The organism is Enterococcus sp. AMC2644 (genome assembly GCF_058216475.1).
The window spans coordinates 1555917-1571559 of the sequence record NZ_CM177095.1 but is presented as its reverse complement, the minus strand read 5'-3'; the positions used below and the strand labels follow the sequence as shown (position 1 = coordinate 1571559).

At 37.1% G+C, this 15643-nt stretch carries 12 protein-coding genes and 1 riboswitch; of the genes, 4 read left to right on the top strand and 8 right to left on the bottom strand.

Annotation, left to right across the window (positions count from 1 at the left end; translation table 11 throughout):
- Nucleotides 1-24 precede the first annotated feature (24 nt).
- Nucleotides 25-3639, bottom strand: a complete 3615-nt coding sequence (rpoB, locus tag AC4BC5_RS07670) for a DNA-directed RNA polymerase subunit beta (RefSeq protein WP_490494844.1) — start codon at nucleotides 3637-3639, stop codon at nucleotides 25-27.
- 362 nt (nucleotides 3640-4001) lie between these two features.
- Between rpoB and AC4BC5_RS07665 the strand changes: the two genes are divergently transcribed.
- Genes AC4BC5_RS07665 through AC4BC5_RS07655 form a run of 3 tightly spaced genes read left to right on the top strand, consistent with a single transcriptional unit; the run spans nucleotide 4002 to nucleotide 6637 of the window.
- Nucleotides 4002-5321, top strand: a complete 1320-nt coding sequence (locus AC4BC5_RS07665) for a DUF1576 domain-containing protein (RefSeq protein ID WP_490494843.1) — start codon at nucleotides 4002-4004, stop codon at nucleotides 5319-5321.
- Entirely contained in the window at nucleotides 5299-5649 is a 351-nt protein-coding gene (locus tag AC4BC5_RS07660; protein ID WP_490494842.1) for a hypothetical protein, read from the top strand. The genes AC4BC5_RS07665 and AC4BC5_RS07660 overlap by 23 nt, the downstream gene beginning before the upstream one ends.
- A 31-nt stretch (nucleotides 5650-5680) precedes the next feature.
- A complete protein-coding gene (locus tag AC4BC5_RS07655; RefSeq protein WP_490494840.1) occupies nucleotides 5681-6637 on the top strand; it encodes a biotin--[acetyl-CoA-carboxylase] ligase in 957 nt (318 codons plus the stop codon).
- A gap of 80 nt (nucleotides 6638-6717) precedes the next feature.
- On the opposite strand, the gene tenA is transcribed toward AC4BC5_RS07655, so the two are convergent.
- From tenA to pplA, 7 genes are all read right to left on the bottom strand, one after another.
- Nucleotides 6718-7374, bottom strand: coding sequence for a thiaminase II (gene tenA / locus AC4BC5_RS07650; protein ID WP_490494838.1), 657 nt, complete (start codon nucleotides 7372-7374; stop codon nucleotides 6718-6720).
- Between the two features lie 20 nt (nucleotides 7375-7394).
- Nucleotides 7395-8048 carry an energy-coupling factor transporter transmembrane component T gene (locus AC4BC5_RS07645; RefSeq protein ID WP_490497523.1) on the bottom strand — a complete coding sequence of 218 codons (654 nt, stop codon included), beginning with the start codon at nucleotides 8046-8048 and terminating at the stop codon, nucleotides 7395-7397.
- Entirely contained in the window at nucleotides 8039-9376 is a 1338-nt protein-coding gene (locus AC4BC5_RS07640) for an ABC transporter ATP-binding protein (protein WP_490494836.1), read from the bottom strand. The genes AC4BC5_RS07645 and AC4BC5_RS07640 overlap by 10 nt, the downstream gene beginning before the upstream one ends.
- Nucleotides 9373-9936: an ECF transporter S component gene (locus AC4BC5_RS07635; protein WP_490494834.1), complete on the bottom strand. Its 564-nt coding sequence runs from the start codon at nucleotides 9934-9936 to the stop codon at nucleotides 9373-9375. Before AC4BC5_RS07635 ends, AC4BC5_RS07640 begins: the two co-directional genes overlap by 4 nt.
- Before the next feature lie 105 nt (nucleotides 9937-10041).
- Nucleotides 10042-10131, bottom strand: a riboswitch (TPP riboswitch).
- Nucleotides 10132-10178: 47 nt separating this feature from the next.
- Nucleotides 10179-11123, bottom strand: coding sequence for a 1,4-dihydroxy-2-naphthoate polyprenyltransferase (menA, locus tag AC4BC5_RS07630; protein ID WP_490494832.1), 945 nt, complete (start codon nucleotides 11121-11123; stop codon nucleotides 10179-10181).
- 17 nt (nucleotides 11124-11140) lie between these two features.
- The gene (locus AC4BC5_RS07625; protein ID WP_490494830.1) at nucleotides 11141-12250 is read right to left on the bottom strand and encodes an FAD:protein FMN transferase; all 1110 of its coding nucleotides are present in this window, start codon (nucleotides 12248-12250) and stop codon (nucleotides 11141-11143) included.
- Between the two features lie 129 nt (nucleotides 12251-12379).
- Nucleotides 12380-13318 (bottom strand): extracellular electron transfer flavoprotein PplA, encoded by a 939-nt coding sequence (gene pplA, locus AC4BC5_RS07620; protein WP_490494828.1) that lies wholly within the window; start codon nucleotides 13316-13318, stop codon nucleotides 12380-12382.
- A 273-nt stretch (nucleotides 13319-13591) separates the two neighbouring features.
- On the opposite strand from pplA, the gene AC4BC5_RS07615 reads away from it, so the two are divergent.
- A complete protein-coding gene (locus AC4BC5_RS07615) occupies nucleotides 13592-15526 on the top strand; it encodes an FAD-dependent oxidoreductase (RefSeq protein WP_490494826.1) in 1935 nt (644 codons plus the stop codon).
- Nucleotides 15527-15643: the final 117 nt, after the last annotated feature.

Sequence of the window (15643 nt, the reverse complement as noted above, 5' to 3'; positions counted from 1 at the left end):
ATTTTTAAAATCTTGTCTTACTGTCTAATCTAATGGAGCATCAACTGGTGAATTTTCTTCATCAGCCGGTTTTACTTCTACTCCGCTTTGTGCGTTTTTCTCAGCTTCACGGGCATTTTGTTGTTCCGCAAATTTCGTTAACGCATCAACTGTGATTAAATCATCATCTTCATCATCCATGTCGCGTAATTCGATTTCTTGATCTTCGATATCTAATACACGCATGTCTAAACCAAGTGATTGTAATTCTTTTACTAATACGCGGAATGATTCCGGTACACCTGGTTTTGGAATTGGTTCACCTTTAACGATAGCTTCGTATGTTTTCACACGACCAACAACGTCATCTGATTTGTATGTCAAGATTTCTTGTAAGGTATACGCTGCACCATAAGCCTCCAGCGCCCAAACTTCCATCTCTCCAAAACGTTGTCCACCGAATTGAGCTTTACCACCAAGAGGTTGTTGTGTAACCAATGAGTAAGGTCCAATTGAACGAGCATGAAGTTTATCATCAACCATGTGAGCAAGTTTAATCATGTACATAACACCAACAGAGATACGTCCATCAAATGGTTCACCAGTACGTCCATCATATAAAACAGTTTTCGCATCGCGGGCCATGCCTGCTTCACGAACTGTTTCCCATACGTCATCATCTGATGCTCCATCGAATACTGGAGTTGCTACATGGATGCCTAATTGACGTGCGGCCATCCCTAAGTGTAATTCCAATACTTGTCCAATGTTCATACGAGATGGTACCCCTAATGGATTCAACATGATGTCGACTGGTGTGCCATCTGGTAAGAACGGCATGTCTTCTTCAGGCATAATGCGAGAGACAACCCCTTTGTTACCATGACGACCCGCCATTTTATCTCCTTCGTGAATTTTACGTTTTTGAACGATATAAACACGAACTAACATGTTCACGCCTGGAGATAATTCATCCCCGGCTTCACGGGTAAAGATTTTAACATCATGAACAATACCGCCACCGCCGTGAGGAACACGTAATGAAGTATCGCGTACTTCACGTGCTTTTTCACCGAAGATTGCGTGTAATAAACGTTCTTCTGCAGATAATTCGGTTACCCCTTTAGGAGTGACTTTACCTACTAATAAGTCGCCATCTTGCACTTCAGCACCGATACGGATAATACCCATTTCGTCTAAGTCTTTTAATGCATCTTCCCCAACGTTAGGAATTTCGCGAGTAATTTCTTCAGGTCCTAATTTTGTATCACGAGCTTCTGATTCATATTCTTCAATGTGGACAGAAGTATAGACATCGTCTTTTACTAGACGACGACTCATGATAACAGCATCCTCATAGTTGTAACCTTCCCATGTCATGAAAGCAACTAACACGTTTTGACCTAATGCCATTTCGCCGCTTTCCATAGATGGTCCGTCAGCTAAGATATCCCCTGCATCCACTTTTTCGCCTAAAGAAACTAATGGACGTTGATTGTAGCTTGTTCCAGAGTTAGAACGACGGAATTTTGTGACTGTATACGTGTCTAAGGCACCGTTGTCGCGACGAACGCGTACTTCTGATGCATCTACATATTCGACAACACCATCATGTTTACATAACAAAGCCGCACCTGAGTCATGGGCTGACTTGTATTCCATACCAGTTCCTACCCAAGGAGCTTGAGGATTAATCAATGGTACTGCTTGACGCTGCATGTTGGCACCCATCAAAGCACGGTTGGAGTCATCATTTTCCAAGAAAGGAATACATGCTGTCGCTACAGCAACTACTTGTTTTGGAGATACGTCCATGTAATCAACTTTATCAATTGATACTTCTAAGTTTTCACTTGTCGCACGCGCCATAACTAAATCATTTTTAAATGAACCATCATCGTTTAATGGGCTATTTGCTTGGGCTACTACGTAATGATCCTCGATGTCAGCTGTTAGGTAATCAATATGTTTTGTTACTGTACCTGTTTCGCGATCCACACGACGGTAAGGTGTTTCAATAAATCCGTATTTATTCACTTTCGCATAAGAAGCCAAACTGTTAATCAAACCGATATTCGGTCCCTCAGGTGTCTCAATTGGACACATACGACCATAGTGAGAATAGTGAACGTCTCGAACTTCATAACCGGCACGGTCACGAGTCAAACCACCAGGTCCTAAGGCTGATAGACGACGTTTATGTGTTAATTCACCTAATGGATTTGTTTGATCCATGAACTGTGATAACTGAGAAGAACCAAAGAATTCTTTGATACTTGCAACCACAGGACGGATATTGATTAATTGTTGTGGTGTTAATGTTTCAGTATCTTGAATAGACATACGTTCACGTACAACACGCTCCATACGTGCTAAACCGATACGGAATTGATTTTGTAATAACTCCCCAACCGAACGAATACGACGATTTCCTAAGTGGTCGATATCATCAACATTACCAATACCTTCCATTAAGTTAAAGAAATAACTCATTGAAGCAATGATATCCGCAGGACGAACCGTACGTACTTCTGTATCAGGATACGCATTACCAATGACATTCACTTCACGTTCTGGATCTTTTGGAGCAAATACTTTAATGACTTGAACGGTCATCGGATCAGTTACCACACCGTCTTCTGATGGATAATAAGTAACAGAGTTCAACCCGTTATCTAGGTAAGTTCCTAATGTATTATCCATTACTTGATGAGTTAAAACTGTACCCTTTTCAACAATGATTTCACCTGTTTCAGGATCAACCAATGTTTCAGCTAATGTCTGATTCAACAAACGAGTTTTCAAGTCTAATTTTTTATTCACTTTGTAACGACCAACTGCAGCTAAATCATAGCGGCGTGGATCAAAGAAACGAGCATTTAATAAGTTACGAGAACTATCTGCTGTTTTTGGTTCTCCTGGACGAAGACGCTCATAAATATCTTTTAAGCCTTCTTCTGTACGAGAATCGCTTGCGTTTTTATGCAAGTCTTTTTCAATTGTGTTACGTAATGATTCGCTATCACCGAAAATTTCAAAAATTGTATCATCAGAACCAAAACCTAAGGCACGAACCAATACTGTCAATGGAATTTTACGTGTGCGGTCAATACGTACATAAGAAATATCTTTGGCATCTGTTTCCATTTCTAACCATGCACCACGGTTAGGAATAACAGTTGAACCAAAACCTTCTTTTCCGTTTTTGTCTACTTTCCCATGGAAATACACACCAGGTGAACGTACTAATTGAGATACAATAACACGTTCTGCTCCGTTGATAATGAATGTTCCTTGTTCTGTCATTAACGGGAAGTCTCCAAAGAATACTTCTTGCGCTTTGATTTCGCCAGTTTCGCGGTTTGTCAAACGCAATGTCACATGTAACGGTGCAGAGTAGTTTGCATCATGTGCACGTGCTTCTTCTACCGTATACTTTGGTGTTTTCAACTCATAATCTACAAATTCCAAGGACAGGTTTCCATTAAAGTCATCGATTGGCAAGATGTCTTCAAACATTTCTCTTAGTCCTTCATCTAAGAACCATTGGTAAGAATCTGTTTGAATTTCAATCAAATTCGGTAATTCCAATACTTCACTGATACGTGCGAAACTTCTACGTTCGCGATGCTTTCCGTATTTTACTACGTGTCCAGCCAAGTTCTTCACCCCTCTAAAAATTCTTTCAAAATACCTATCCGATAATTGCATTTGTGTTACAAATATTAAAATTACGTAACACTGAACATTTTTTGCGGCTTTTAAGCAAAAAAAAACCAAAAATAGATGTGCTTCTTTTTTTGAAGTTCTATTTTTGTTTCCTTATTACTAAGCCGAAACGGACAATATTTCGTTCCTGCTCATTTCTTTTCAGATAGTTTTTGCAACTACTTATTATACACACTCCGTAAATTTTCGTCAAGGTCTAACCCTTGAGAATTTGCATACAGTTTTCAAAATTGACTTTCAGAAAAAAATCACTGTATAGTTACCTAGAATTATAGAATGGTAGGAAGTGAATTATGGAAAACAAAACAATTACGTTACATACACGCAACAAACTAAATAATTTAAACTCACAAGTGCTCAAATATCGGTTACTAATAGCGTATAGTCTATTGTTAATAGCAATTGGCGTTTGTAGCGAAACACCGCAAGACTTATGGAAAGGTACCCTCTATATTTTTACATCTCCTAGTAATTTGTTAACAGATTACTTTGCAGTAGGAAACTTCGGAAGTGCTTTTTTTAATAGCGGTATTTTAACATTAGCCAGTATTTTATTAGTGAAATCACGTGGGGTAACTGTGAGCGGTCCATTAATCGCTGCCTTTTTTACAGTTTCTGGGTTCTCTTTTTTTGGTAAAAATTTGTATAACTCATTACCAATTATTATTGGTGTATACTTATATGCTAAAACAGTACGTAAACCTTATTCACAGTTTTTGTTGGTTGCATTATTTGGTAGTTCTTCCTCGCCAGTTATTAGTTATTTGACATTTGGTACCGGCTTACCCTTACCACTTGGTATTTTATTAGGCTATACTGTAGGAATTTTAGTAGGTTTCTTATTGCCTCCACTAGCTTCACAATTTCTACAATTTCATCAAGGATTTTCTTTATATAATGTCGGTTTTACTTCAGGAATTGTCGCCATGTTTGTAACTAGTGCTTTCCGCTTATTCGGCGGTGACATTGCAATCCCTAAACTGTTGTCAACAGAATATCATAGCAAATCAGCTGTTTTTCTATTTACCTTATTTACTTTACTTTTTATTTTGGGTTACTTATTAAATCACCGCTCATTTAAAGGTATGCGTGCCATTTTTGCTTCCTCTGGAAAACTTGTTACTGACTTTATCGTTATCGCAGAAGTCGGAGCAACATTCATAAATATGGCATTAATGGGCTTTTTAATGCTTGGCTTTATTTTTGTTATGGGTGGTGAACTCTCAGGTCCGTTAATTGGTGGTATTTTAACGGCCGTTGGTTTTAGCGCATTTGGGAATCACTGGCGCAATAGCTTGCCTATTTTAATCGGCGTCGTCTTAGCCTCCAAATTATCACCAGAGTTTTCACGTGAAACATTTACAGTGTTATTGACTGCCATTTTCGGAACGAGTTTAGCGCCAATCAGTGGTTATTATGGCGCTATCTATGGTGTTATAGCAGGCTTTTTCCATATGACGCTCGTTTCAAATGTTGCCTATTTACATGGTGGTCTAAATTTGTACAATAATGGATTTTCTTGTGGTTTTGTTGCCGCTTTTATGGTACCGTTGTTGGATACAATAACCCAAGTAAAGAGAGGAAAAAAACATGCTGGAAAAAGAAAAATCTAGACGGATTGTCGATGAACTACTAATGTATTTCTTTTCTCATGATATTAAACAACTGTCGATTGAATTAGATTTTCCCAAAGAAGGCTTCCATGCAAAAATCCAAGGTCAATGCCAAGAACTTCCTGAAGATATTTATGACTTTTTGGAAATGCTCAACACGCCTCGTGACTTGAGCTTTGAAAATTACTATGATGAACTTTTAGGTGGTTCACAATCACATCATGAAGAAGAGGACTATTACTTGTTAGGAGCAATGATTGATCAGGCGGATATTATCTATGCGAATAATTTATTAACCATTAAAATTTTCCGTAAACATTTTAGATAGTTAAAACAATGATGAGAGGAGATCCTTCTTGATGAATACAAAACAAAAAGTGCTTGCATTATTACGTAAAAACAACGCGGTCCTTTCAGGTGAAAAATTAGCGCAAGAAATTGGCGTTTCACGTACTGCCATTTGGAAAGCTGTGCGCGAATTAGAAAAAATGGGCTATCAAATTGAGCGCCATGCGAATGGCTATCAATATTTGCCTTCTGATGTTTTGGAAGCTGATAATATTGCAACCAATGATTTACGATTAGAAAATATCCTATTAATGGATGAAACAGAATCGACAATGAAAGACGCTAAATTAGGGGCAATGGAACAGCAAAACACTCCAGCTTTATATCTTGCTGAAACGCAAACTGGCGGACATGGTCGTTTTGGCCGACCATTCTTTTGTCCACGTGGGCAAATTTATATGAGCCTTTTATTAAATCCAAACCAATCTTTTGAAGAATTACCTCAGTATACCTTGTTGGCCGCTGTTGCGGTCTCATTAGCAATCGATGAAGTTACTGGCCGCAAGACAGATATTAAATGGGTCAATGATATTTATTTAGATGGCAAAAAGATTTGTGGTATTTTATCAGAAGCTACCAGCGACTTTGAAACTGGACGTATCTCACATGTCGTTTTAGGAATGGGAATTAATTTTTCTATTCCACCAGAAACATTTCCAGATGGTTTAGAAAAAAAAGCCAGTTCACTTTTTCCGAATGGAGCAGTACCGGTTTCTAGAAATCAATTAATCAAACTAATTTGGCAAAATTTCTTTGAATTACTTGAAGGGTTGCCTGACAATAGTTATCTCAACGTTTATCGTGAAAAATCGTTTGTTTTAAACAAAATCGTCACCTTTGTTCAGCAAGGGATAACTTATAGTGGTGTCGCTAAAGCAATCTCTGATACTGGCGAATTATTGGTTTTAACTTCAGAGGGTATGAGAGTACTATCTTCTGGTGAAATTAGTCTGCAATCAATTGATTAACAGCCAAGCGCAAGCAGAACGAAACGCAAACACTCGCTAGTTGACAGCATGGGTTTGCGTTTTATTCTTATAAAAATTTTTTAATGCCACGTTTCTAAAGTTTGTGCCATCTCCCAAAAAGCGTATTCCATCTGACTACTAATGACAAAAGCTGCTAGCATTTGCTCTTGTTCGACTGGCGTACTTTCACTATATAACTGATCCAATAAATTTCGTTCCACTTGAATGGCTTCCTGAGATTCCTCACCTGCATATGTTTCAATCCAACGTTGATATAACGCATGAGGTGAGCCTTTTTCAATCAAGCGTGTCCCAATTTCTTGATACAACCAAGCACATGGCAGCATGCCTGCTACAGCAATGTTGGGTGTGCCTTCAATTAATTGGCGATACATATGCGAAACATAGTGATATGCCGTTGGAGCAATCTCTGTATTCTGAATTTCCTCATCTGTAATTCCTAATTCTGCAAAGAAGCTCTTGCGAATAGCCACTTCCCCTAACGCCAGATGTTCTGCATTGGTTTTCATTAATTCTTTTACTTCTGATCGTTCCGATTGTTCCCCAATTAATTGATATAATTTGCCGAAATGCTCTAAATAATAACGATCTTGAATCAAATAATAACGAAAGACTTCTGGTGCTAAAGTTCCTGCTTGTAATTGTTGAATAAAGGGATGGCTAAAGCTTCCTTCCCAATACGGATTGGCTTTTTCTCTTGCTAACGCGGTAAACATCTTTCATTCCTCCTAAATTTTTATAAAAAAAACAACGATATATTTCCAATAAAAAATAAGCAACTAAATATCACCACACCACTATAAGAAGTAACATATTGTTGGTGATGCGTTCTTATTCCCATTTCATCATACCCATGTGAGTACATCGCTTCGGTGTATTGATCACGCCAAGAAAAAGCAAGGAAAATTGTTTTTATATATAACATGGGTGACCAAAAATAAAGTCTTTTGCCTCTCAATAAACTGGCTTCTTGTAGGGCACGTACTTCCTTTTTGATAGCAGGTACGGCATGTACCACCACTAATAAACCGTAAATGAAGTTTGGCGCAACACCTTTTTGCTCTATAACTAATAATAACTCTTCTAAGTCTACGCCTACGGCAAACGATAAGCCTAATGCTGCAAATGCGTAAGTTCGTGTCAATAACAAGATTGCATCTTCACTACCATTTCCATTCAGTATGACTGACCAATAGGTGGAAAGTGCTGGAATTAAAGGGAGCACGACCAAAAGGATGAAACTAACCCATTTTCTTCGATATAAGAAAAACAATCCAGCTAATCCAATCAAAAAAACATTCAAGGCAACTGTTCTTGTAAAAGAAATTTCAAGTGTCAAAACAAGAATAAATAATGTCATAGTTAACGCATTGGTTTTTTTCATGAATATTCACCTACTTGTAATGTCTGATTTTTTAATACAATGTGATGATGACTAATGTCAGCTAACGGTGCTAGTCGATGTGTCACAATTAAAAAATCCTGTTGCACGGATTGTTCTTGTATCCATTCCACAAAGTATGTGCATGCTTTTTGATCCAAACCAACAAAGGGTTCATCTAACAATAGAAAATCTAAATTCAGACTCAACATACTAATCAATTGTACAATTTTCTTTTGCCCTTCACTTAAATGAAACAGACTCTGCGTAGGTTTAATAGTAAAAAAGGCTAATGCAGCTTGTTGTTTTGCACGAATCTCTAAATTTTGATGGTCACTAAAAGACAATTCTTCTTGAACTGTTACTGTTACAAATTGTTTGGATGCATCTTGTACAGCTAATGACATGCTTTGATAAAGTTGTCTTTTTCTTCTTAACTTTTTACCATTCAAAAACATTTTTCCCCGATATTTTTCTAATTGCGACATAGCTTTTAATAATGAGGTCTTCCCAGCACCATTAGCGCCTGTTAAAGTTGTAATCCCTTTATTTAATTGCCAACTTGTATCAAGCAACAATTGTTTATTTCGTTGTATTTGCACTTTTTCTAAGTCAAAAAACGAGGGCATGTTACATTCTGATTGACTCAGACGAAAATTCGGAGTCCCTTGATCTAATTTATCGAGAGAACACAAATGCAATGCGCCCTCTTTCAATTCAACGACTTGGTCAACAACCCCTTGATAACCTAACCACTCATGATCACTCAAAATAATTGTTTTTCCTTGAGTACGTAATTGTTTTAATTTTTGAATGAAATGCAATCGTGATTCAGGATCAATGCTAGCAAAGGGTTCATCCAATAATAAAATAGGTGCATCAATGGCTAAAATGACTGTTAATGCAGCTCGTTGCTGCTCGCCTCCAGATAATTGATTCAGCTCTCTATCAGCAAGATGCGCTGTCTCGCCTAGTTCTAATGCCTGCTTCATTCGCCAATCAATTTCAGAAACAGGCAAACCTAAATTTTCTAATGCAAAAATGATTTCTTTACGCAGTGTTCGCATGGTGAATTGCTGACTGGGATTTTGAAAAACCATCCCAACTGCTTGAGCTTTTTCTTTCATCGAAGCAGTTGTTAAATTTTTATTATTTAACAAAATTTCTCCCGTATATGGCAGTTGAGCAAAACCAGCAATCAATCGAAATAATGTTGATTTACCACTACCACTGTCTCCTGTAATCAATGTAAATTGATGCTTTGGAAATTTAAATGACAAATGATCAAAAATCACTTGTTGTTGCTGCTGAAAAGTAACTTCTTTCAATTCAATCATGAAACAGACACCTTAGCATTTTGAATTTTTTGATAGATTTTCATAATCTGTGTGACTAGAAATACGCCAAAAAAGACCACTGAAACAAAACGAACGGCTAACAACGCCATGACCATTCCTAAGCCATATGTTCCATAACCAAATTTGAAAAATTCAAAGATAAAACTTAAGACGGTAGTACCAATCGCTCCATAAAATAAAGTAACTTTGTCATAACGTTGATATTTTGTCAGTATAAATCCTAGTTCCGTTCCAAAACCTTGAATCAGACCAGATAATAAAACACCTGGACCAAAATAAGAACCATAAAGCATTTCAGCTAAAGCTGCTAATAGTTCTCCTAACGTTGCACTTCCTTTTTTGGGCACTAAAATTCCAGCGACTGGTGCTGCCATCGTCCATAATCCAAATAATATTTCATTGGCAAACGGACTAAGCCCCAAAGGCGTTAATACAGCATTTAATAATGAATACAGTACACCCGCCCCCATAAATACCCCACCAAATAAAAACGCTAAAAGCGCAAGCAAAACTACTTGTTGCAATGACCATTTTTGCATAAAAAAGACTCCTTTCATTCTAAAATAGAAGCAAAAGGAGTCCTGCTCATCGACAGATCATGCAAATAAAAAACCTGACTAAATAAACTTAGTCAGGCACTCATCACAATAATAAACACATTTCCCTGCGCCAGTATTAACTGTTTCAGGTTCAATGGGTATAATCTCAGCTATACAGCACCCCAAATGTTTCTATATTCAATTTTTTTAAAGTATAGCATACCTTTATTCAAGCGTCTACTCTAAAAAAGTAAACTCAATAGTAATGCTAATGCATAGCTGGCATTAAACAATACCATATTTTGAATAGCATAGCCAAAGCTTTTAGGATGTGGCAATGTTTCTTGGAAACTCATCAAGTTGCGACGAATTTTTGGCAAGCTAATAAACACAATTAAGATTGGCCAACGGAATACCCAAAATAAAAACCCTAATAAAATCGTAGCATAACAAGCATACATCATTACTTGAAAAAGTTGGACGCCTTTTTTACGACCAATGTAATACACCAATGTATAGCGATTATTTTCGATATCCGTTTCTAAATCACGTAAATTATTTGCCAACATAATATTTGCAATCGTAAAAACTAAAGGTAAAGAAGCTACAAAAATTGCCAAGATGCCCCAGAATTGGCCAGCTAAGGAAAAACTGTTATTTTTAAAACTAATATCTAGGTAAAACACGCGTTGATTCACTGTATTCAAATAAACCGTCATCGCAAATAAGCCTAAGCCCATCGTTAAACCACTAGCAATTTCGCCTAAAGGCATGCGTGAAACAGGGATTGGACCAAATGTATAGAAAATTCCAACCAAACAAACTACGCCACCCATAATTAAAAACAGCCAACCAGTCATCATACTTAACAATAACCCAATAATCGCTGAAATGCCTAACATAATTAAGATCATTTTACGAATCAATGCTGGAGAGATTCGTTCACGACCGATCACGTTTTGTTCATATTTATACGTTTCCGATTGCGCTTTTTTAAAGTCCATATAATTGTTAATCGCAGTAGTAGTCATATCAAAAGTTAACATGCCGATGAAAAATAACACCGTATAAAACCCATGAAATTCATTAAAATGTGCTAATGAATACAGCACCCCTATAAGAAATGGAAAAAGACTCGCAACTTTTGTACGGATCTCAACAACTTCTAAAAAATTCTTCAGTGACATTTTTTCCTCCTAGATTGCTATTTAAGTTCGCTGCGGTCACCCATTGTATAGCCAGAATCTTTATCTAACTTAAAAGTGTCCTTAATGTCATCAGTCACGTATACTCTACCTTCTTTGGTAACAAAAATAGCATCCGTGCCTTTTGGTGTATTTTGTTCAATATATTCCAGACCTGCTTTGACACCTTTATCAAAAATAACTGTCGTCAAACCATCACCATCAATGGATTTTTCCGTAATAACAGTTGCACTAGCAATATCATTATCATAGGGATACCCTGTCTTAGAATCAAAAATATGATGGTATTTTTCACCATCTACTTCTAAGTAACGTTCATAAATTCCTGAAGTAACAATCGTTTTGTCGCTTTCTTTGATTGAGCCTAAAATTGTTCCACGCGCGTTATTAGGATCTTGAATGCCGACATTCCAATCTTCATTTTCTCCACGCCAACTGTGACCAACAACTAAAATATTGCCCCCTAAATCAACAATTGCGGATGTTACACCATTTTTTTTCAACACTTTTGCTGCTTCATCGGCAATGTACCCTTTAGCAATTGCACCTAAATCAATAATCATCCCTTTTTCTTCCAGATACACAGATTTATCTGCATCATTGAAAGTAACTTTATGATAATCAATATGCTTCAATGCTTCATCAATTTCTGATTGTTCAGGTTTTCGCGCATCATCAAATCCGATTCGCCACAATTGCGTAATCGCTCCAATCGCCAGATTATAGCCTCCATTTGACTCTACACTATATTCATACGCATGTTTTAACAAGTCGTAAATATCATCTGACACAGTGACAGGTGCAATTCCCGCTTGTTCATTGATTGCATCGACCTCTGAACCAGATTGATTAATCGTAATTTTATCTCCTAATTCTGCAATGCGTTCAAAGGCAGGTGCTAACGCTTCTTCTTTTCCTTCATCGTAAACACGAATACGGACATACGTTCCTAATAAAAATTCTTCGTTCGCATAAGGTTTTTCACGTAAACCCTTCGCAACGGAAACAGAAGACTCGGTAGTGGCATTTTTTTTGGTAGCGTTACTACAAGCAGCCATACTTACAACCATAATAAGTGCTACTAAGACTAGACTTAACTTTTTCTTCATGTTGTTCCTCTTTCTATTTATTGTCTTGTTTATCATAGCTTTTTTTTGTCTAATTGAAAAGTTTTTTTCGCAAAAGAAAAGGCTGGAATAAAAAATCCCAGCCTTTTTTCGCAAATATAGATTGTTTCTTTATTGTTCTACAAAGTTATCCACTTCAACTGTTGCTGTGTCACCTTTTTCAGCAGAGTTAATTAATTGCTCTGCATAAAGAACAAATGTGTGTTGGCTATGACTTGCACCTGATACTGCTTCGATGTCTCCTGGTGTGCCACCTTCGTTAGCCATTTGAGCTACTAAAGCTTCGTTGAATTTAGGAATAAATTCTTCTGGTGATATACCAGCTTTTGATTTCATCATTTCGTTGTATTCTTTATTTTCAACTTTTGATTCGCCAGCTTCATTCACGTTATCGTACTTAGACTCAACGATTTTGCCGTCTTTTACGTCAATTGAGAAAACAACACGATAGTCATTGCTGTAATTTTTTTCTTCCAAAGTATAAGTGCCATCTTTTAATTCTGCACCATTGTCAATTTCAATTGTTTCTGTATTGCCAGCTTGAGCTGCTTGAATTAATTGTTGTGCATAGTTTTGGAATGAATGAGAGCTATGTGTTGCTCCAGTCACAACATCCACGCCATCAGCGCTTTGAGCTGCTAAAAATTCTTCATTTAATTTAGGAATATACTCTTCTGGTGACATACCAGATTTGTCTTTCATATTTTTATTGTAGTCAGCGTCTTCAGTTTTTGATTTGCCTTCTTCATTTACATTATCATATTTAGATTCAACGATTTTTCCATCTTTTACTTCCATAGAAAATACTACACGGTAGCCATTGTTATAGTTTTTTTCTTCTAAGTTGTAAGTACCATCTTGTAAAACAACACCTGGTGCCGCTTCTCCTGCTTCTGTTGAAGATGTCGCTGTTGATGATTCTACTACTTCTGATGAAGCTGCTGAACTGCTTGCACTGCTTTCATCATTGTTATCTGGTGAACATGCTCCTAATACTAATGCTGAAAAAGCAAATACTGTCATCCCTACCATAAATTTTCTTGTTTTCATCTTGTTCCCACCTTTTTCTTTCTAAAAAAATTATTCACAAAGAAGTTTGTGATTCATCTAACATTTTAAAGGAATTTTGAAATAAGTCAACTATATTATCAAAAAAACAAATAAAAAGTACTGATTTTTTTAAGTTTCACAGGTATCATAGTTTTTAACTTTTTTTTGTGAAATTTTTAAAAAAGTTTAGACAAACGAGTAATTTCTCGTTATAATGTAATAGATTGTGTAATTATTACCATTATATTTTTACTATTAAAGGAGAGATTTTCAATGACAAAGAAAAATATTGTCGTTGTCGGTGCTGGATACTCTGGTGTATCTGCAACTAAGTTTTTAGCGAAAAAGCTAAAAAAAGATAGCGATGTCACTATTACGTTAATCGACCGTCATTCTTATCATACAATGATGACCGAGCTTCACGAAGTTGCTGGAGGACGTGTTGAACCGGATGCGATTCAATATGACTTGCAACATTTGTTCGCTCGCAAAAAAAACGTACAATTGGTAACAGATACGGTTACATCAATTGACAAAGAAAACAAAGTTGTTACAACTAAAGCAGGTTCATACCCATTTGATTACCTTGTTTTAGGAATGGGTGGCGAACCAAATGACTTTGGTACACCAGGTGTTAAAGAAAATGGCTTTACATTGTGGTCATTTGAGGATGCTGTCCGCATTCGTGAACACATCTTATCAACTGTGGCAAAAGCGGCTTTAGAACCAGATGCAACTGTTCGTAAAGCAATGTTAACTTTTGTTGTCTGTGGTTCTGGTTTTACTGGAATTGAAATGATTGGTGAATTAATCGATTGGAAAGAACGTCTAGCAAAAGATTACAAATTAGATCCAAGCGAGATCACTTTAAAAGTTGTCGAAGCAATGCCAACAATTTTAAATATGTTAGGACGTAACGATGCTGCGAAAGCGGAACGTTACTTAAAAGCCAAAAATGTTGAATTAGTATTAAACGCACCAATCGTTGAAGTTGCACCAGACTTCATTAAATTAAAAGATGGTTCAACAATTCCAACACATACCTTAATTTGGACTGCTGGAGTTAAAGCAACTTCTGATGCTGCTGACTTTGGATTAGAAAAAGCTCGTGGAAATCGTTTGGTTGCAAATGAGTACATGGAAGCAAAAGGTTATGAAGATAAAGATATCTACGTTATCGGTGACTTAGTTTTCTACGAAGAATTTCCAAACACACCAACACCACAAATCGTTCAAGCAGCGGAACAAACTGGTCACACTGCTGCAAGTAATATTGTAGCGGCAATTAAAGGTGGCGAAAAACATAAGTTTAAAGGAAACTACCAAGGATTTATGGTTTCTATTGGCTCTAAATGGGGAGTTGCAAACTTATTCAACAAAATTCATTTAAGTGGTTTCTTAGCAATTATTATGAAACATATTGTTAACTTGAAGTACTTCTTTGATATTCGTTCTGGTTATTATATGTTCCAATACATGATGCATGAATTTTTCCACATTAAAGATGATCGAAATGTCGCTCGTGGACATACTTCTCGTTACGGAAACGTCTTATGGAGTGTCCCACTACGTATTTTCTACGGTTTGGTTTGGTTCTTAGAAGCCTTTAAGAAAATTGTTGGTGAAGGCGAATGGCTAAAACCAGGTACTTGGTTTGGTGAAGGTTCATGGTTCCAAGGTGACAGTGTCTTCCCTTGGACATGGGATTACCAAGCAGCAACGGACGCGGCAAGTTCAGCCAGTGCAGACGTTGCTAGTGCAGCAAGTGGTGCCACTGATGCCGGTGCAGGTGCTGCGGAAACGGTTGCTCACTTTGGTTTAAGTTATGGATATGGCGAACAACCAATGGCCGTCCTTGAAAAAGCGCCAGACTGGTTCGTTAGCGTAATGAAAATCTTTATGCCAAACATGGAAGTTGCAATGTTCTTCCAAAAAATGATGGTCTTTATTGAAATCGGAATTGCACTTGCAATTATTGCTGGTCTCTTCACTTGGTTATTTAGTGCCACAACAATTGTCTTAGTTGCAACATTCTGTCTATCTGGAATGTTCTTCTGGGTAAATATCTGGTTCATTCCTGTTGCCTTTGCCTTAATGAATGGTTCTGGTCGTGCAGTCGGATTAGACCGTTGGGTAATTCCATGGTTACAACGTACTCTTGGTAATTGGTGGTATGGAAAACCGAAATCAATGTATGGTCAAAAATAAAAAATAAAGATAATGGCTGGGACAGAGACTTCATCACGTTCCAGCCATTTTCAAAATGTTTATACAGAATTTTTAGTTTATGCTAGAATAAAAAAGAAATCATCAAAAGGAGGACCC